Here is an 18,619-nt window from a genome sequence, read left to right on the forward strand (position 1 = left end):
ACCTCGTTAAATTAAATCGATTTTCTTTAATCGTCTATAGGTTAAAACAGTTAAAATGATCGTCATTACGGTTAAAACGATATAAGCATTTACTGTTGATATTCCGCCAGTTTCAAGTACAACACTTCTTACATACATGCCGAAATTGGGAAGCAAAAAATATAAAATCCACGTCAGCTTTTGTGTAGATAATAGAACTCCGCCTAATGTAACCGAAAAAAGCACATAAACATTTATCAGCAATAAAGATACTTCCTCCGTAAAATGAAGTTCGAGTGCCATTTGAATGAAAATCAGGACAATATTGGACATCATATAAAGACCTGCTATACAAATCAATGATTGAAAATCATCATAAAAAAAAACCTGATCCTCATTATTTATAAAAGCGAAAACGATCGAGAAAAGAAGTTGAATTAACGATAATCCAGATATAAGGATTATTAAGTTCCCGATTCTTCTAAACCCAAGTTTCACCCTGCTTTTTTCCCTGATCATGAGGTAGACCCCATAACCGGAAATATATTGCCGCAAATAACCTAACGATAAAAAACTCAATCCAGAAAAGAACATATACCATGTTCCCAATACAACAAACTTATTACTGATCGGAACTCCGCTAACGATCATATATCCCGTTAAATCGGCTTTAGAGCCATCGAAATAATCAAATAGTAAAATTTGCAACAAAATGACGATCAACATCGTTAAGAAGATTCGTTTAGTCATCAGAAACACCAAATATGAAATCTTTTTTCTCGATCGCAAATAGCCCAAGTAAAACCATCACGAGAGATAGAAATAATTCTTTTCCAATCATGATTAGCGAATAATATCCTGTAATTCCGCTGCTTAATAAAGGATCGATAACATTTGCGGAGCTGGCAGGACCCCAATCAATATTCAGCTGACTCTTCATCACATATAAAAGAAAACAGATACAAAAGGTTGCTGCCGTCGCTATGATTGAATTGGAATAATCAAAAATGAAATAATAAAGCAGGCCAATCGAGAAATATATACACGTCAATAGGGCTAAATTAAGAAGAGATAAGTTCCAATAATTTGATGATATAAAGTGAAATCTATCGAATATGAAAACAGCTGCGAAATTAATCAATAAAATGATGAACGCAAAGATAAACGAACTTATAAAAACTTGGATGGTCCGTCTCCGATACATGTCGATTCTTGATGTTAAGCGAACGATAATGTGTGGATGCTCATCTTCAATAAAAAAACGATAAAATAGTAACAAAGGAACCATATATGTGATCAGTAAATTTTTAACCGAGAGATAGCCTTCTACACTCGCACTTACATCACCGATCAATGGATACGCTGGGTCTAGCTGCTTTATTTTTAAATAATGAATATTATAGGTCATCCATAAACATCCAAATAACAGAACAAGCAGCAGTGATACATATACTTTTTTTGGATTAGACTTCATCAGTTTTCACCTTATAAATGAACCCGACCGTGATGATCGCTAAAAATAGGATGGTCGATCTAAAGAAGATAAAAACGAAAGCTTCCAAGGTCACTTCGTTAAACGGTTGGATAATCATTGCTAATGAATAATTCAGTCCTAAAATTTGTGAAAACCAAATAACAAAGCTTAACGGATACGTATACTTTATATCCGGGAAACACCAACTAAGGACAGTCGCCATCCCTGCGCATAAACTAGTGTAAAACCCAAAAATGATGATATAAACCACATTGGTGACAGCAGGCATTTTGTTGGCGAGTGTATATAAAGGATTTTCCGGGGATAAATCTGGTGTCAACCCTGTATCAAATTCACCATTCATGAATACAAAATATGCAATAATCATGTTTAATAGCAAGCAACCAACCATCACTAAAAAGGAAAATGACATATTTCCCAATAACATCGTTTTATAATAAGAGTATCGCCCTTTTTTGGTCGCTACGATATATCGATAGCCTGTTTTATAGTCTTGGATATAGCTGTCAGCACACATAATTAATAGAAAAATAGGCAAAAACCAAATAAGTAGTATTTGCATCATATGACCTAATGAACTTCCCGCTAAAAAAGTGGCTAGATGGGGCATGATCCATGACTCTAAAACATTGCCAATCAAGATAAATATGTCAATAATAACAATCGCCACAATACATAACACGATGAACTTTGTTTTTTTATTATTTGTTAATCGATAATAATAACTATTCATTTTGTCTCCCTTTAGGACGCCACCTTGTATCAACAATCATCCAAGGTGGTTTCACTATATTCATCATTTTTTATTTATTATATTCAGTGGTGTAATAAGTCTTATATTGTCCAGGTAGTATTCTCCCTGTCTCTTCATCCCAATATCCGTCTACAGTATAGGTACTAGAGCTATAATTATTATTTTCTGCCGTTAATCTTACCTTAGCGGCATTCGCACCTGCATTGCCTTTAACATAATGGTTGCGCCCACTTTTTTCACCGCCGCTACCTGCTGTAACTTTCACTGAAGGAGATACGTTCGTGCCATCGCTTCTTTCCAACCAATAAGTCGTATAAGTATTCGTACCTTCTTGTGAATGATACATTCTCACCTTCCATGTATTCCGTTCCGTAGTCGTTTGGCGATACTTTGTACGTGTATATTCGTTGCCTTGCTCTTTCTTAATCTTAAAGGAATATTCCGAATTCTCATTCCCAGCTTCAACTGAAAGCGTTCCTAACCCGATTGAGCAAGCTAAAATAGTACCTAATGCTATTACTCTTCCCTTTCTTTTTTTCATCATATTTTCTCCTGGAATTTATTTTTGAACAGATTAATGATATATGAACGGCAAGTATGTGAAGTTTCAGAATTAAAATGGGACATCCCAAATCTGACATCATGAAGAAAATGCACATGATAAATCATTTTCTAGCATCACAGCTCGGAAAAGGCACGCTCATAGCAAAAACACCGCCGATGAGGAGCAGTGTTTTGATTCGTTTTCACACAAAAAAAGGCCGTTTAACATGTAGTTAAACGGCCTTCCCCTGTTGCTATTTAGCTTTCTTTACGGTTACTTTTGCTGCTTTTCCTGTATTGCCCGCTTTGTCTTTTGCTGAGACGTATAATGCGGAGCCTGCTTTTTTCTTGCTGATTTTGATGGAGAAATTCCCCTTACTATCAGCTTTTGCCGTTCCGATGTTTTTATTGCTGTACTTCACGGTAACCGTTGAACCGATTTCAGCTTTACCAGTTACTTTTGTTGCTTTATCGTTTACTTCATTCACTTTCGGTGTACCTGGAGCGGTTTTATCTTTAACCGTTACTTTTGCTGCTTTTCCTGTATTGCCCGCTTTGTCTTTTGCTGAGACGTATAATGCGGAGCCTGCTTTTTTCTTGCTGATCTTGATGGAGAAGTTCCCCTTACTATCAGCTTTTGCCGTTCCGATGTTTTTATTGCTGTGCTTCACGGTAACGGTTGAACCGATTTCCGCTTTACCAGTTACTGAAGTAGCTTTATCGCTTACTTCATTCACTTTCGGTGCATCCGGGGCGGTTTTATCGAGAACCGTCACGGTTGCCGCCTTGCTTTCACGTTTCGCTAAGTCTGTAGCCGTGACTGAAAGTTTAGTGCCGGCCTTTTGCTTGCTGATTTTCACTTTGAAATTCCCTTTGCTGTCCGTGTTACCTGAACCAATCACTTTTTTGGCACTATTTTTGATCGAGATTTTCATGTCCGCTTGCGATTGACCCGTTACATACGTATCTTTGTCACTTAAAGCTTTAACAGTTGGCTTGTTAGGGGTTGCACCCTTATTCACGAATACTTTGATTGATGATACTGCTAGTTTTGAAGAGTCAGAGATATTCACAGTAAGTTGCTGCGCAGCTTTTTGAACCGGAATCGTAACGCTGAACGTTCCGTTGGATGACGCCGTTCCTTTACCGAGCGTTTTGCTTCCGCTTTTCACTTCGATTATTGAACCTTTTTTAGCTGAACCAGTCAGTTTTGTTTGCGTATCCATCACAAGATTGACTTTAGCTTGTAAATCCACTGCACTAAGAGCACTGTAAGCATTCAGCCTTCCATATCCGGAGACTAAATCTTTCCCGACAGGAAGTTCTTCTTCCGGTATGATGATTTCTCCATCTTCTGGTTCATAGCCCTCATAAGGGTCTACATTATCTTCTTCTTCAAAAGCGACATATTCCGATGTCTCATGAAGGATTTCCCTTACTTCATTCACTTTCAACCCAGGGTTTCCGGATAATAATAAGGCCGTGGCTGCCGCAACATGGGGAGCTGCCATTGATGTACCATCCATGTAAGTAACATTCCCGTTAGGCACAAGACTCGGAATGGCTGTTCCCGGAGCGACCATGTCCAACTTCGATCCATAATTGGAATAGTCGGATACTAAATCAAGGGCATTGGTTGCACCGACTGATATGGCATATTTTGATGATGCAGGATAAGAAAGACCTTCCATACCATCATTACCGCTTGCTACGACAACCATTACATTCTTGGCAGCGGCATGTTTCAAGGCATATTCAATCGTCCTGCTATATTCTCCGCCCAAGCTAAGGTTTATGACCTTTGCACCATGATCCACGGCATATTTAATGCCTAGAGCAATTTTCTCATTGTCTCCATAACCTGAAGAATCCAATACCTTCACAGGCATGATTTTAGCTACTGGATTGATTCCTTGCATAGAATAACCGTTATCTGCTTTGGCAGCGATGATTCCGGATACATGTGTACCATGACCATTGTCATCGATTGCTTTTTCTTTCTTATCGATGAAATTCTTACCGGACTCCATTTCAACGACACTCTGTAGATCCGCCAGTGAATCATCGACACCTGTGTCGATAACCGCTACCAACGTATCTTTTAAATTACGTTTCTTAATAAGGTTCTGCAGTTTTTCGTTATCAATGTCCGCTCCCTTAATGCCTTCTTCCCCGCCGGCGTTATCTAAAGACCATTGATACGGAGATTGAATGTCGGCAGAAAGTGCTTTGTACGTTTTTACCGCTTCGATATATTCCACTTCTGGAAGTTTTTCGATACCGGATAGAGCTGCTGTGCTCATTTTAGCTTGGTTCTTTAACTCTACAACATACATATCATCATACAGAACCTCTTGTTGCTTAGGCGCCGATAATGTTCCATATCCTTTTCCGCTTATCTTGGATTGGACAGCGCTTAATGACTTCCCTGGTTTAAGTTTGACGATATATTTATTCTTTACATTTTTCGAAGCAGGAAGTTCGATTCCCGCTTTGCTTGCGATATCGACGATTCTCTCACCCGCAAGTTTATCAAGATTGATTTTCTTTGCAATGGCGTCCATATCCTTTTTCAATCCGGCCGGAGCAACGTCTGCCGATTTATTGAATAAGGCCTTAATCGCCTCTTGCTGCTTGTTGCTAATGACTGCCGTACTGCTTGCTCCATTTTCATTAAGATCCTCGATAAGGGGCTTAATCTCGACTAAGTGATTATAAACGGCTTCCCTTGCCGTTTTATTACCAGCCAGATGAAGGGCCAGGAATGGCGAAGCTTTATAATATAAAGAGGAAAGGGTACGTCCCTCAGACGACTTCGTGAGAACTTCATCTCTAAACACGCGGAGTGTTTTCAACATGGATTCTCCCGTTTTCTTATCATTTACACTCACTTCAACCGGGCAAGATTCTAGCTCCTCCCCTTCGTCCCCGGCAGATGGCGGCAATGTCACTGAATGCGCATTGATGGAGTATTCAGCTACATTTTCCGCATCCGGGATGGGATTTCCCTCATCATCCGTATCGCCGAAATATTCAACTTTAACATAATATGTGCCTTCCCAAGCATATGGGAAATCGACTACGGCTTTTTCATCAGGATAAGAAGAGACAATATAATTGCTCTCATCTTTTTCTGCTTTTTCTTTATCTTGATAAACGGAGATATTCAAGATTTTGTCCGAATTGACTTCGAACTCAATATGGGAGAACTTTTGTACTTCTTCTGTTGTGGGACTGATTTGGTACCATTGAACATCCGGTTTTTCAAACTTTCCGTCCAGAGTGTCCCCATTTTTAATCGCTTTTACATTTTCAATGGGTGTTGCAGCTGCAGCTTGAGAATTCAGTGGAACCATCAAGCTGAATATCAGTGCAAAAATAAGTGCACACGCCGTAATTCGACTCACATTCTTAAATTTCACGGTTTTCCCTCCAATAATTGGTTAAAAAATAACAGTACTATACCAAACTATCACACTGTAAAATTTTATCAACCAATTTTTTCCCTTTTTTATGTCAAATGCTTAATTTATTTGGCCATAGAGCTGAAAAATGATTCGCATGAACCAATTAAGCAAGATATTTGCGTTCCGATGTTCCTCTCATGACGATAGTATGCCTAATTGGTAGATTGATCGCTATTAGATTTAAATCGGTGAGAATCCTAACATGACCTAATTCCTATGGTCAGCCAATGCCACGAAAAAAAGCTGTCCCAGCAGAAAAATATGCGGGACAGCTTCCAATCATTTTTATTTAGTTTGCGACGATATTGACTAATTTGCCTGGTACGGCAATCACTTTACGAATGGTTTTCCCATCGATTTGTTCTTTGATGGAATCATCACCCATCGCGATTTCTTCCAGTTTTTCTCTCGTAGTGTCAGTCGGCACCATTAATTTCGCTTTGACTTTTCCGTTGATTTGGATGACGATTTCGACTTCGTTATCCACTAACTTAGCTTCGTCGAACGCCGGCCATGTACCGTACGTGATGCTCTCGGAATGGCCCAGTTTAGACCAAAGCTCCTCGGCAATGTGAGGTGCAACTGGTGCAAGCAGCTTTACGAAGCCTTCGATATATACTTTAGGAAGCGAATCCGCTTTATAAGCATCATTAATGAATACCATCAATTGTGATATCGCCGTATTGAATTTCAATTCCTCATAGTTCTCGGTCACTTTTTTAACCGTTTGATGATAGACTTTTTCAAGCTTGCCCGTGTCATCCGTTTCGGTCATCTTATCTGTGATCGTACCATCATCGTTGACTAATAAACGCCAGATACGGTCAAGGAATCGGCGGGAACCGTCCAATCCGTTTGTGGACCAGGCAATCGAAGCATCCAATGGCCCCATGAACATTTCGTACATGCGAAGTGTATCGGCACCATGGCTTTCAACGATATCATCCGGGTTCACGACATTCCCTTTTGATTTACTCATTTTTTCATTATTCTCGCCAAGGATCATTCCTTGGTTAAATAGGTTTTGGAATGGCTCCTTCGTTGGCACGACACCGATATCGTACAGGAATTTATGCCAGAAACGAGCGTAAAGCAAGTGAAGCACCGCATGCTCAGCGCCGCCAATATAAATGTCGACCGGCATCCATTCTTTTAATTTTTCAGGATCTGCAAGTGCTTCCTTGTTGTCCGGATCGATATAACGAAGGAAGTACCAGCTGCTGCCTGCCCACTGTGGCATCGTGTTTGTCTCACGGCGCCCTTTTCGTCCATTTTCATCCGTTACATTCACCCATTCCGATATGTTTGCAAGTGGTGATTCGCCTGTACCTGAAGGCTTGATGTCCGTAGCTTTCGGTAAAATCAATGGAAGATCTTCTTCCTTCACTGCAGACATCGTGCCGTCTTCCCAATGGATGATCGGAATCGGTTCACCCCAGTAACGCTGACGGCTGAATAACCAGTCGCGAAGACGGTATGTTATTTTCTTCGTACCGATTTCTTTTTCTTCCAGCCATTTGATCATCGTCGAAATGCCTTCTTCTTTATTCAATCCATCAAGGAATTCCGAATTCACATGAAGTCCATCGCCTGTATATGCTTCACTTGTCACATCTCCGCCAGCTACGACTTCCTTGATCGGCAAGTCGAACTTGACTGCAAATTCATAATCACGCTCATCATGGGCAGGAACCGCCATGATCGCACCCGTTCCATAGCTGATCAACACGTAATCGGCTATCCAGATCGGCATTTTTTCGCCGTTTACCGGGTTAATGGCATAAGCCCCCGTGAACACGCCTGATTTATCCTTGGCCAAGTCTGTTCTTTCTAAGTCGCTTTTATGTTTCACTTCATCTAAGTAGGCTTCAACTGCCGCCCTTTGATCAGCCGTGGTAATTTTATCGACAAACGGATGTTCAGGTGCCAATACGGCATATGTTGCACCAAATAACGTATCCGGACGAGTCGTGAACACCGTGAATGTATCATCAAAGCCATCAATATCGAAAGTAACCTCCGCTCCCTCGGAACGGCCAATCCAGTTACGCTGCATATCCTTGATGTTTTCCGGCCAATCCACATCGTTCAGATCGTCGATCAAGCGGTCTGCATACGCAGTGATACGAAGCATCCACTGTTTCATCGGGCGACGCTCAACCGGATGGCCCCCACGCTCACTTTTCCCATCGATGACTTCTTCATTAGCCAATACCGTGCCAAGTGCCGGACACCAGTTAACTGCAACTTCATCAATATATGCAAGGCCCTTTTCATATAATTTCAAGAAAATCCATTGCGTCCATTTGTAATAGTCGGGATCTGTCGTGTTTATTTCGCGATCCCAGTCATAAGAAAAACCTAGGGCTTTGATTTGGCGGCGGAACGTGTTGATGTTGTGCTCCGTGAATTCGGCTGGATCATTTCCCGTATCGATCGCATATTGCTCTGCCGGAAGTCCAAAAGCGTCCCAGCCGATCGGATGCAATACATTATACCCCTGCGCCCGTTTCATCCGTGCCAGGATATCGCTTGCCGTATAACCTTCCGGGTGCCCCACATGAAGACCTGCCCCTGAAGGATATGGGAACATATCCAGCGCGTAGAATTTGCGTTTGCCGCTTTCTTCACCCGTTTTGAATGTCTTATTGCCTTCCCAATACTTTTGCCATTTCGTTTCTATGCTTCTATGGTCAAAACTCATATGATTTCCTCCTAATTTCCGTATAAAAAACAATAAAAAACCCCTCATCCCAAAATAGGGACGAGAGGATTATGTATATCTTCCCGCGGTACCACCCACATTGGCGATAGCTAAAATCCGCCCAGCTTAAAACATCCGTAACATGGATTAAAACGCCAGGCATTACTTATTAATTCACACCCGGGACTCCAAGGCGAGTTCGCGACCGTCCCAGGTTGACTTGCACCACCCGTCAACTCTCTTTACTGGTTTAAACCGCTACTATTCCTCATCATAGTCTTTATGAGAATATTGATTTTATTTCATTCTAGTCAATTTCACCGATAATTGCAATAGCCGTACATAAACATTATCGACAGGTTTTTCATTATATATGCGAATTCAGGAAAATTCGTGCAAAAAAGGGAGCTATTCATTCATAGCTCCCTTGCTTCCATTTAATGTCGCAGTAAAGTCATTTCATTCCTCAATTGATTCAACTGCTGCTTCATCCGCGAAAGCATTTCTCGTTGCTGGTCATTCGAACTGGCATACAATCGTTCCATGTCCGTCAAAGCCTCTTCGATATACCTTTGCGAATTTTGAAATTGTTCATCATCATAATGCTCCTGCCGTGAAGCCTCGTTAAATTCAAACTCTGCAAAATGGAGAGCACCTTCACATTGCTCTAAAAAATGATCGACGGATTGTCTGGTTGCCATTTCAAACCCTCTCCTTCGCGTCTCATTTGGATGATTCGGAATCATCTTGTCTAGTTTGAGCAAATAACGGGTGGATTATCATTTTTTTTGAGCAATCAACCTTTATCCCAAAACTTCTCACCTTGATGGGAAATGAATTGCTCAATCCATTCGGCAAAACCCATGTGGAGTTTCTCGCCTTCTTCAAAATCATCTATATGGCCTTTTACCATTAAATACTCTTTATCGCCTTTAGCAACGGCTTCCCCATCAATGACGATATTATCTTGATAAATGCAGGCCACTTTATAGCATCCCTCATAGGAATTTTCATATGTGTAATTAATAATATCATCCAGGCTGTATAAATCATTTTCCCCGCCCGATTCCACATTATCGAACAGACGGCATCCATTGGTTATTTTTAAAAACTCCTTATAATCCTCGGGCAGAAGCAGTCCGGTTTTCTTTTCAAAGGAATGAATTTGTTCATCCGAAGCAGGTGAATTGAAGGTGCAAGTGGCTTTGTATATGAATCCATCTTCATTTACTTCGATCACCTGATTATTTTCGGCTAATTTCTTTTTCATTTGATTAATCGCTTCTTCAACTTGACCGGTCATGTCCATCAGCTCCCGATTGGATATAGTCATTCAAAGATATACTGGAAATAGCAGCAAAATGTTTAGCCCTCAAGTATACAGTATACGCTTATTTTTCAAAAAAAGACCTAGCTGCGAGAATGTTGTATAATATATGTTGCGATTTAATTTATTTAGGAGGTTGCTGATTTGAATCAGGCAAACCCGTTTATATATGCAACGGATAACAAACGATATCATACATGGAATTACCACCTGAGGGAACATTTTGGACATAAGGTTTTTAAAGTTGCCCTGGATGGCGGTTTTGACTGCCCGAACCGTGATGGCACCGTCGCGCATGGCGGCTGTACCTTCTGCAGTGCCTCAGGCTCTGGTGACTTTGCGGGCAGCAGGGTTGAACCCCTCGACGTTCAGTTTCAGAAGATCAGCGAACGGATGCATCATAAATGGAAAGATGGAAAATATATGGCCTATTTCCAAGCGTTCACGAATACGCATGCCCCAGTGGAAGAACTTCGCGAAAAATATGAAAGTGTATTGACCCAGGAGGGTGTCGTCGGGCTCTCCATTGCGACACGTCCGGATTGCCTTCCAGATGATGTAGTCGAGTATTTAGCCGAATTGAACGAACGGACCTACCTTTGGGTGGAGTTGGGTCTCCAGACGGTCCATGAAAAGACCGCGACGATGATTAACCGTGCCCATGATTTCGATTGCTACAAAGAAGGCGTCGATAAACTGCGGAAACACGGCATCCGCATATGCTCCCATATCATCAATGGCCTTCCTCAGGAAGATTACGGCATGATGCTGGAAACAGCCCGGGAAGTTGCCAAACTCGATGTGCAGGGGATAAAGATCCATTTACTTCATTTATTAAAAGGGACACCGATGGTCAAACAATACGAAAAAGGCCTGCTCGAGTTTCTTGACCGTGACGATTATGTCAGCCTGGTATGCGACCAGCTGGAAATAATCCCTCCAGAAATGATCGTTCACCGCATTACGGGTGACGGTCCGATCGATTTGATGATCGGTCCAATGTGGAGCGTCAATAAATGGGATGTCTTGAATGCCATTGACGCCGAATTGAAACGCCGCAACAGCTGGCAGGGAAAAAATCATCACACGGAGGTACAATCATGAAGCTTGATCGAATTTTGCCATTCGCCAGGATTCTGCTGGAAAAAGCGGTCCATCCCGGGGATATAACCATTGATTGCACGATGGGCAACGGTTTTGATACGGTCTTTCTTGCAGGACTTACAGGTGAAAACGGGCATGTCTATAGTTTTGATATTCAAAAAGAAGCAATTCAAACCACAGCGGCGAAACTAAAGGCCGAGAATTTACAAGAGTGCTGCACCCTCATTCACGATGGGCATCAACATTTGAGCAAATACATCAGGAAAGAGCATTCCGGAAAGGTCACGGGTGCCATATTCAACCTGGGCTACCTTCCTGGTGGTGACAAATTAATCATCACCCAAGCCGATACGACGATATCAGCCATTGAACAGCTATTCGAATTGCTGGCACCTGAAGGCATCATCATCCTCGTCATTTACCATGGTCATCCAGGGGGATCGGCAGAACGGGATGCATTGATGGATTATGTACAGAACTTCCCTCAACAGAAAGCCCATATCCTGAAATACGGGTTCATCAACCAATCAAACAATCCGCCATTCATTGTCGCGATTGAAAAAAGATGATGACTTTTGACACCGTTCGAACGAACGGTGTTTTTTCAATCCCAACTCGCAGAAGCAGAATTACCAATCACAACATTTTGAATTTTTCGTCTATAATGATTATAATGATAGAAAATAGATAAGAGGGTGCAGAAAATGGAACATTTGCCTACTTCATTACTGACGGATATATTAACTGAAAAAATCAAAAGGGATTCAAGTGAACAATACGGGGAGTTTGTCAGCTCGCTTAACTCGTTGACAGAAAACCAAAAAACCATGGAGGACCTCAAACAATTCGATCACCATTTTGATAGGTTCCTGCCACAGCTCGATTTAATGATTTCCACTCAAAACCATGAAGCGATCATGAATATGAAAGCGACGCTTTTGGACCTATTCGCCAATGACTTAACCTTCAAATCCATCTATCTTCTATCCACCGCATTATCGAATAAAAAAGAACTTACACACTTGAACCAATTTATGTACCCGGTTACTTACTGGGCCCCGGTGATCAAGTCAAACGAATTGCTTAAAAGCGCAGGCTGATTCAAATAAAAAAAACTGCCAAAGGTCTAACCTCGGCAGTTTTTTATTTATCCTGAAGTATGTACTGATCAAACGACATACCCTAATATTTTTAAACGGTTCTCAACAAAACTCAGCGCATATTGAAATACATCATCACGTTCTGGTTCATTGAAGATTTCATGATATAGCTTAGGCCATTCCTTATATTGCTTTTCACTGGCCAAGTTATAATTAAACCACTCACGAACCGCCTTCTTGTTCACGACTCGGTCATCTCCGCCCTGCATGACCAAAAGCGGCACATCCTGGAAATCAGGAATTTCTTCAAAAGCATCCTTCATAGCCTGTGCAAGCTCGCGATACCAGCGAACCGAAACCTTTGTGATATATAATGTATCATTTCTATCGGATTCACGAATTTCCGCACTTCTCGTCGCCATTTCAGGTGTCAATCCGGATTCAACCCTGAACTTAGGCATCACGATATTCAAACCATGCGAGATGGTTGTCAGGAACTTCGGCGGTTTCGTCACGAGGCCCAAGCATGGAGAAGAAAGAATCACCCCTGCAATGTCCCATTCCTCTTCCTGAAGAAGGCGTATCGAAATCAAACCGCCCATGCTGTGTCCAAGTAAAAAGACCGGCAACGAATATTCGTAAGCCTCTTCTATCCAGCTTTTCACTTCGTCCAAATACTCATCAAAGGAATCGATATGTCCCCGGTAGGCGCGAGTTGTCATACCCTGCCCAGGAAGGTCGCCCATGACGACATGGTATCCAGCCGAAAGCCACATTTGTGTTACCCACTTATAACGTCCGTGATGTTCCATTGCCCCATGAATGATGACAATGACGCCCTTTGCGTCTCCTTCTGTCTCCCATTTCCACATTCGAAATCCCCCTTTCACTTTTAACTTGTTGTGTACGATCCATGATAGTTAAAATAATATATATAAATTATAACCATATTCGTGATTTTCGACAAAAAAGAAATCTAACAAGTTGTACATTGCTATTATAAATAGCCAAGTGTATTTGCATACGGTATATTAAAATAATACATAAAAACATTCACTTCGGAAAGGAAATGATTAAAAATGATTATTTATCCGTATAAAGGCAAAGAACCTGAAATCGCCGAAAGCGCTTATATTGCTGAGAATGCTGTCGTGACAGGTGATGTCAAAATTGGCGACGAAACATCAATTTGGTTCAATTCCGTCATTCGCGGTGATGTATCCCCAACCATCATCGGGAAAAAAGTCAGTATACAGGATAACAGCGTCCTGCACCAAAGCCCAAATAATCCATTAATCATCGAGGATGAAGTAACCATTGGCCATCAGGTCATTTTACATAGCTGTAAAATCCGTAAAGGAGCTCTGATCGGCATGGGATCGATTGTACTTGATGAAGCTGAAATCGGCGAAGGAGCCTTCATCGGTGCCGGCAGCCTCGTTCCACAAGGTAAAGTCATTCCACCGAACATGCTGGCATTCGGACGCCCAGCTAAAGTCATTCGCGAAATCAACGAAGAAGATCGCCAGGATATGGAACGCATCGTTCGCGAATATGCCGAAAAAGGACAATACTATAAAACCGCGGAACGCATAAAGTGAATTGACTGAAAGTTACGAGTATTGTACTCAAACTCTCGAGTATTTGCTACAAATTCACGAGTATTTACTCCAAACTCACGAGTATACGCTCTAAATTCATGAGTATATGCTCTAAACTCATGAGTATACGCTCTAAACTCTCGAGTATACGCTCTAAAATCTCGAGTATACGCTCTAAAATCTCGAGTACTTGCTACAAACTCTCGAGTAACGCTTCAACCTCACGATTTGATGACCCAAACAAACTTGTAAACGACTTTAACTCACGAGTTTTGCACGTATTTTATATTTCTTTGGGATTTCTTGAATTATTCCCGCTGACGGCAAAATTAATCCACAAAAAAAAGGTGTCCCGCAAATTGCGGGACACCTTTTTTATATGATTTACGCTTGTGCTTTTAATGTTTCTGCTTTGTCCGTGCGTTCCCATGGAAGATCGACATCTGTACGGCCAAAGTGTCCGTAAGCAGCTGTTTGTTTGTAGATCGGACGACGAAGGTCAAGCATTTTGATGATGCCAGCTGGACGAAGGTCGAAGTTAGCACGAACTAGGTCAACAAGGACTTCTTCGCTAACTGTACCAGTTCCGAACGTATCAATTGAAATCGATACAGGCTCTGCCACACCGATTGCGTATGCCAATTGAACTTCCGCTTTGTCGGCAAGGCCGGCTGCCACGATGTTTTTCGCAACATAACGAGCAGCGTATGCAGCAGAACGGTCAACTTTAGTAGCATCCTTACCAGAGAATGCACCGCCGCCGTGACGAGCGTATCCACCGTAAGTATCAACGATGATTTTACGTCCAGTAAGACCAGCATCCCCTTGAGGTCCGCCAATTACGAAACGGCCAGTCGGGTTGATGAAGTATTTAGTTTGAGCATCGATCAATTCAGCTGGAACGACCGCTTTGATCACATGTTCTTTTAGATCGGCTTGAATTTGTTCAAGCGTAATTTCAGCATCATGCTGTGTAGAGATAACGATTGTATCTACACGTACAGGACGGTTATTCTCATCATATTCCACAGTTACCTGTGTTTTACCATCAGGGCGTAAGTAAGCAAGAGTTTCATCTTTACGAACTTGAGCCAGGCGGAATGAAAGTTTATGCGCCAATGAAATCGGAAGCGGCATAAGCTCTTCTGTTTCATTACAAGCAAATCCGAACATAAGACCTTGGTCCCCTGCACCGATTGCATCGATTTCTTCCTCTGACATGTTTCCTTCACGAGCTTCCAATGCTTTATCGACTCCAGCTGCGATATCGGCAGACTGCTCATCAATGGAACTCAACACTGCACAAGTTTCAGCATCGAAACCGTATTTCGCACGTGTGTAGCCAATTCCTTTAATCGTATCACGAACGATACGCGGAATATCCACGTAAGCGGACGTTGTAATTTCACCAGCAACAAGTACAAGGCCTGTTGTTACACTAGTTTCACACGCAACACGTGCATTTGCATCCTTAGCTAGGATAGCATCTAAAATGGAATCTGAAATCTGATCACAAATTTTGTCCGGATGGCCCTCTGTAACAGATTCAGAAGTAAATAGACGTTTCTTTGACATCATATTTCCTCCTTGGAAGTTAGTATGTTGTAGGCATAAGCCTGATTTTTACGGAACTCGTTTCCCTCATTAGTTTCAACTATAGACACAGAATTACTTATGAAAAACACAAAAACCTTCCCTGGCAAATGAGGAAAGGTTTAAAATTCTGTCTTCTATCCTTTCACTCTTATCGTTCAAGGGTTTTTACCTTGCTCAGGTTAGCACCATCACCACTATTCCTTGAAGATCTTCGCTTTATTTTCGGCGATCGATCTTGGAGTCAAGTTCAATATGGCAGGTTGCTGGGTTTCAAAGGGCCTGTCCCTCCACCAACTCGGGATAAGAGAATCCGTACAATTTAAGATATTATCGTATCTGGTTGGAATTTGTCAATGCTTTTCTAAAAAGAACATTTCCGCCCAGTATGGCTTTCTTTTGAAAAAAGTGTTGATACAGCGTTTTTGAAGGGTTTACAATGCAAAATACGAATAGAAATGTTGGAAATTGCCATTAATAATAAGTATTAAGCATACGAAAAACGACTTCACCATTGGAAATATATTGCTTACTTACTTCCTATTAAAATAAAATTGACTTCATTAAAGTATATGTGATAATCCTGACTCGGTTCCTGCCGGAATAAAATTGACTTCATTAAAGTATATGTGATAATCCTGACTCGGTTCCTGCCGGAATAAAATGATTAACGTGTCCAGCTGAAAATAATCACAAATTAGAAGAAATAGTATAGACTATTTAAATGAATGTGTTATACTAATTGTAATCTAAAAACTTAAACAAAGGAAGGTACCTCATATATGAATTCTGTAGATGTTTCTAATGAGTTACACCAGTTATTAACAGGAAACAATGTGCAAACTCAACTTTCAGTTCCTCAATTGGTCGAAAAAGTATTAAGCAGAAATGAAGGCGTTTTAACATCAACCGGCGCAGTAAAAGCTGAAACCGGCAAATATACTGGTCGTTCACCTAAAGATAAATTTATCGTGGAAGAAGCATCCGTTAAAGATAAAATCGATTGGGGTTCAGTGAACCAGCCAATTTCCGAAGATGTGTTCAATAAACTATATAATAAAGTAGTTGACTACCTAAAAGCAAAAGAAGAGATTTTTGTTTTTAAAGGTTTCGCTGGTGCAGACGAATCATCTCGTCTTCCAATCCGTGTTGTTAATGAATATGCTTGGCATAACCTTTTCGCCCATACTTTGTTCATCCGTCCAAATGAAGAGGAACTAAGAGGTCACGAAGCTGAATTCACAATCCTTTCTGCACCTAACTTCAAAGCAGACCCAGAAGTGGACGGAACCACTTCCGAAACTTTCATCATCGTTTCATTTGAACGACGTACCATCCTGATCGGCGGAACCGAATATGCAGGAGAAATGAAAAAATCGATCTTCTCGATCATGAACTACTTACTTCCAGAGGCTGGAATCCTTCCAATGCATTGCTCTGCTAACGTAGGACGTGAAGGGGACGTCGCTTTATTCTTCGGTCTGTCCGGTACAGGCAAAACAACTTTATCAGCAGACACTAGCCGTAAACTGATTGGCGATGACGAGCACGGCTGGTCTTCTAATGGCGTATTCAACATCGAAGGCGGCTGCTATGCGAAAACGATCAATCTTTCACGTGAAAAAGAACCACAAATTTTCGATGCAATCCGTTTCGGTGCCGTATTGGAAAATGTTGTTGTTGATCCGGATACACGTGAAGCGAACTATGATGACAGTTCATTGACTGAAAACACTCGTGCTGCTTACCAAATGCAAGCGATCGATAACATCGTGAACCCAAGTATTGCAGGACATCCAAATACAATCATTTTCTTAACAGCTGATGCTTCAGGCGTTCTGCCTCCAATCAGCAAGCTTTCCAAAGAACAGGCAATGTTCCACTTCCTAAGCGGATACACTAGTAAATTGGCTGGTACTGAAAGAGGCGTAACTTCACCGGAAGCTACATTCTCCACTTGCTTCGGATCTCCATTCTTACCTCTTCCAGCTCAACGCTATGCTGAGATGCTTGGTGATAAAATTGACGAGCACAATGCAAAGGTATACCTTGTCAACACTGGATGGACTGGCGGAGCATACGGAACTGGAAGCCGTATGAAACTTGCTTACACTCGTGCAATGGTACAAGCGGCACTTGAAGGTGAATTAGCGAACATCGAAACGATCAAAGATGATATCTTCGGCTTGGATATCCCGCTTCATGTTCCTGGTGTTCCTGATGAAGTGCTTCAGCCAATCAAGACTTGGGCAGATCCTGCCGCTTATAAAGAAGCAGCAACGGACCTTGCCGCACAATTCCGTGCTAACTTCAAGAAATTCGGCAGCGTTCCAAGTGAAATCGAAGAACTTGGCGGACCGACAGCTTAATAAATTGTACACAAAAGGACCAAGCTCTTGCTTGGTCCTTTCAGTTTGTCGACAAGAAATGTCTCATCCCGAACCATGATTTCAAAACATTTCTTCGTTATCCTTCATTCATTGTTTACTTTTTGAATGGAATCCTCAGAAATTTGCTACACTCCTGCCACTCGCTATCCAAAACCCCGCTAGATACATCAGCGAGGAGTCTTGGCAGACAGCCGGCGGAAATGATGCGGATATAATTCGTGGACCTTAAAAAATAAATGCTTCGGAGTCCGAATAGTTAGGTGTAGATCGAATAAATTCGTGGACGGTCGAATTTAGTGCCCTGTAGGTCGATTTTCTGCGACAACGGTCGAATTTAGTGCCCTGTAGGTCGATTTTCTGCGGTGAACGGTCGAATTTAGTGCCGTGTACGTCGATTTTCTGCGACAACGGTCGAATATAGTACCGTGTAGGTCGATTTTCTGCGACAACGGTCGAATTTAGTACCCTGTAGGTCGATTTTCTGCGACAACGGTCGAATTTAGTGCCCTGTAGGTCGATTTTCTGCGACAACGGTCGAATTTAGTGCCCTGTAGGTCGATTT

General features: G+C 41.7%; 15 protein-coding genes, 1 riboswitch and 1 other annotated feature. Of the genes, 5 read left to right on the forward strand and 10 right to left on the reverse strand.

The features are described 5' to 3' along the window. Nucleotides 1-6: 6 nt before the first annotated feature. The 8 genes from ACWF5P_RS17255 to ACWF5P_RS17290 form a co-directional block, all read right to left on the reverse strand. Nucleotides 7-729, reverse strand: a complete 723-nt coding sequence (locus ACWF5P_RS17255; protein WP_434167957.1) for a DUF2705 family protein — start codon at nucleotides 727-729, stop codon at nucleotides 7-9. Then, nucleotides 722-1,453, reverse strand: coding sequence for a WxPxxD family membrane protein (locus ACWF5P_RS17260; protein ID WP_452445105.1), 732 nt, complete (start codon nucleotides 1,451-1,453; stop codon nucleotides 722-724). Before ACWF5P_RS17260 ends, ACWF5P_RS17255 begins: the two co-directional genes overlap by 8 nt. After that, on the reverse strand, nucleotides 1,443-2,207 hold the full coding sequence (locus ACWF5P_RS17265; protein ID WP_434167959.1) for a DUF2705 family protein: 765 nt from the start codon (nucleotides 2,205-2,207) through the stop codon (nucleotides 1,443-1,445). The genes ACWF5P_RS17260 and ACWF5P_RS17265 overlap by 11 nt, the downstream gene beginning before the upstream one ends. Before the next feature lie 70 nt (nucleotides 2,208-2,277). Continuing rightward, complete coding sequence (locus ACWF5P_RS17270; RefSeq protein WP_434167960.1) at nucleotides 2,278-2,769, reverse strand: DUF2712 domain-containing protein; 492 nt, start codon at nucleotides 2,767-2,769, stop codon at nucleotides 2,278-2,280. Nucleotides 2,770-3,025: 256 nt separating this feature from the next. Beyond that, complete coding sequence (locus tag ACWF5P_RS17275; protein WP_434167961.1) at nucleotides 3,026-6,193, reverse strand: Ig-like domain-containing protein; 3,168 nt, start codon at nucleotides 6,191-6,193, stop codon at nucleotides 3,026-3,028. A gap of 334 nt (nucleotides 6,194-6,527) precedes the next feature. Then, nucleotides 6,528-8,942: a leucine--tRNA ligase gene (gene leuS, locus ACWF5P_RS17280; RefSeq protein ID WP_434167963.1), complete on the reverse strand. Its 2,415-nt coding sequence runs from the start codon at nucleotides 8,940-8,942 to the stop codon at nucleotides 6,528-6,530. 53 nt (nucleotides 8,943-8,995) lie between these two features. Next, nucleotides 8,996-9,226 (reverse strand) — a binding site (T-box leader). A 153-nt stretch (nucleotides 9,227-9,379) separates the two neighbouring features. Further along, nucleotides 9,380-9,643, reverse strand: coding sequence for a DUF2524 family protein (locus tag ACWF5P_RS17285; protein WP_101225556.1), 264 nt, complete (start codon nucleotides 9,641-9,643; stop codon nucleotides 9,380-9,382). A 95-nt stretch (nucleotides 9,644-9,738) separates the two neighbouring features. Then, entirely contained in the window at nucleotides 9,739-10,245 is a 507-nt protein-coding gene (locus ACWF5P_RS17290) for an SMI1/KNR4 family protein (RefSeq protein WP_063234889.1), read from the reverse strand. A gap of 168 nt (nucleotides 10,246-10,413) precedes the next feature. Between ACWF5P_RS17290 and ACWF5P_RS17295 the strand changes: the two genes are divergently transcribed. The 3 genes from ACWF5P_RS17295 to ACWF5P_RS17305 all read left to right on the forward strand — a co-directional run bounded on the left by ACWF5P_RS17295 (nucleotide 10,414) and on the right by ACWF5P_RS17305 (nucleotide 12,473). Then, nucleotides 10,414-11,373: a TIGR01212 family radical SAM protein gene (locus ACWF5P_RS17295; RefSeq protein WP_101225558.1), complete on the forward strand. Its 960-nt coding sequence runs from the start codon at nucleotides 10,414-10,416 to the stop codon at nucleotides 11,371-11,373. Further along, on the forward strand, nucleotides 11,370-11,942 hold the full coding sequence (locus ACWF5P_RS17300) for a class I SAM-dependent methyltransferase (RefSeq protein WP_434167965.1): 573 nt from the start codon (nucleotides 11,370-11,372) through the stop codon (nucleotides 11,940-11,942). Before ACWF5P_RS17295 ends, ACWF5P_RS17300 begins: the two co-directional genes overlap by 4 nt. Before the next feature lie 135 nt (nucleotides 11,943-12,077). Next, nucleotides 12,078-12,473, forward strand: a complete 396-nt coding sequence (locus tag ACWF5P_RS17305; RefSeq protein ID WP_434167966.1) for a hypothetical protein — start codon at nucleotides 12,078-12,080, stop codon at nucleotides 12,471-12,473. Nucleotides 12,474-12,541: 68 nt separating this feature from the next. Here ACWF5P_RS17305 and ACWF5P_RS17310 read toward each other — a convergent pair whose 3' ends face one another. Further along, nucleotides 12,542-13,345, reverse strand: a complete 804-nt coding sequence (locus tag ACWF5P_RS17310) for an alpha/beta hydrolase (protein ID WP_101225561.1) — start codon at nucleotides 13,343-13,345, stop codon at nucleotides 12,542-12,544. 210 nt (nucleotides 13,346-13,555) lie between these two features. On the opposite strand from ACWF5P_RS17310, the gene ACWF5P_RS17315 reads away from it, so the two are divergent. Then, nucleotides 13,556-14,074 carry a gamma carbonic anhydrase gene (locus ACWF5P_RS17315; protein ID WP_063234974.1) on the forward strand — a complete coding sequence of 173 codons (519 nt, stop codon included), beginning with the start codon at nucleotides 13,556-13,558 and terminating at the stop codon, nucleotides 14,072-14,074. Nucleotides 14,075-14,458: 384 nt separating this feature from the next. Here ACWF5P_RS17315 and metK read toward each other — a convergent pair whose 3' ends face one another. Further along, a complete protein-coding gene (gene metK / locus ACWF5P_RS17320) occupies nucleotides 14,459-15,652 on the reverse strand; it encodes a methionine adenosyltransferase (protein WP_241594195.1) in 1,194 nt (397 codons plus the stop codon). Nucleotides 15,653-15,815: 163 nt separating this feature from the next. Further along, a riboswitch (SAM riboswitch) is annotated at nucleotides 15,816-15,977 on the reverse strand. A gap of 472 nt (nucleotides 15,978-16,449) precedes the next feature. Between metK and pckA the strand changes: the two genes are divergently transcribed. Further along, nucleotides 16,450-18,036, forward strand: coding sequence for a phosphoenolpyruvate carboxykinase (ATP) (gene pckA, locus ACWF5P_RS17325; RefSeq protein WP_101225563.1), 1,587 nt, complete (start codon nucleotides 16,450-16,452; stop codon nucleotides 18,034-18,036). Nucleotides 18,037-18,619: the final 583 nt, after the last annotated feature.

The organism is Peribacillus sp. NPDC055009 (genome assembly GCF_053608705.1).

Excerpts from the sequence above, each read along its gene's own strand:
- ACWF5P_RS17255 (WP_434167957.1), bottom strand. The coding sequence starts at position 729 with ATGACTAAACGAATCTTCTTAACGATGTTGATCGTCATTTTGTTGCAA.
- ACWF5P_RS17260 (WP_452445105.1), bottom strand. The coding sequence starts at position 1,453 with ATGAAGTCTAATCCAAAAAAAGTATATGTATCACTGCTGCTTGTTCTG.
- ACWF5P_RS17265 (WP_434167959.1), bottom strand. The coding sequence starts at position 2,207 with ATGAATAGTTATTATTATCGATTAACAAATAATAAAAAAACAAAGTTC.
- ACWF5P_RS17270 (WP_434167960.1), bottom strand. The coding sequence starts at position 2,769 with ATGAAAAAAAGAAAGGGAAGAGTAATAGCATTAGGTACTATTTTAGCT.
- leuS (WP_434167963.1), bottom strand. The coding sequence starts at position 8,942 with ATGAGTTTTGACCATAGAAGCATAGAAACGAAATGGCAAAAGTATTGG.
- ACWF5P_RS17285 (WP_101225556.1), bottom strand. The coding sequence starts at position 9,643 with ATGGCAACCAGACAATCCGTCGATCATTTTTTAGAGCAATGTGAAGGT.
- ACWF5P_RS17290 (WP_063234889.1), bottom strand. The coding sequence starts at position 10,245 with ATGACCGGTCAAGTTGAAGAAGCGATTAATCAAATGAAAAAGAAATTA.
- ACWF5P_RS17300 (WP_434167965.1), top strand. The coding sequence starts at position 11,370 with ATGAAGCTTGATCGAATTTTGCCATTCGCCAGGATTCTGCTGGAAAAA.
- ACWF5P_RS17305 (WP_434167966.1), top strand. The coding sequence starts at position 12,078 with ATGGAACATTTGCCTACTTCATTACTGACGGATATATTAACTGAAAAA.
- ACWF5P_RS17310 (WP_101225561.1), bottom strand. The coding sequence starts at position 13,345 with ATGTGGAAATGGGAGACAGAAGGAGACGCAAAGGGCGTCATTGTCATC.
- metK (WP_241594195.1), bottom strand. The coding sequence starts at position 15,652 with ATGATGTCAAAGAAACGTCTATTTACTTCTGAATCTGTTACAGAGGGC.
- pckA (WP_101225563.1), top strand. The coding sequence starts at position 16,450 with ATGAATTCTGTAGATGTTTCTAATGAGTTACACCAGTTATTAACAGGA.